Genomic DNA, 235 nt, shown 5'->3' with positions numbered 1-235 from the left:
GGGGGTATTCGCTGGTGACCGGTTCGCGGCGGATGTGCGCACGCAGGGTGCGCGCGCCCGGGGCCATCAGTGCCAGGAGCGGGTACTTCGTGTTGAGCGGCACCAGGGTCTCGCGCAGCGCATCGGTCGGCGCATGCAGCGACACCGCCAGCGCCCCATCGCTTTCGGCCGACAGGCGGTCGATCTGCGGCCCCAGGCCGGAGGTCGACAGGGTCACGCGCGTGTTGGCCAGGCC

The 235-nt window shown here is 72.3% G+C and carries 1 pseudogene; it reads right to left on the bottom strand.

The features are described 5' to 3' along the window. Positions 1-235, bottom strand: a pseudogene (locus ACQG3P_RS23970) (23S rRNA (adenine(2503)-C(2))-methyltransferase RlmN); the annotation flags it as partial.

The sequence above is a fragment of the Stenotrophomonas sp. SrG genome (assembly GCF_050031795.1).
Classification (GTDB): domain Bacteria; phylum Pseudomonadota; class Gammaproteobacteria; order Xanthomonadales; family Xanthomonadaceae; genus Stenotrophomonas; species Stenotrophomonas rhizophila_A.
Note: the sequence above shows the minus strand (reverse complement) of the source record. Positions and strands in the feature narration are given on the sequence as shown.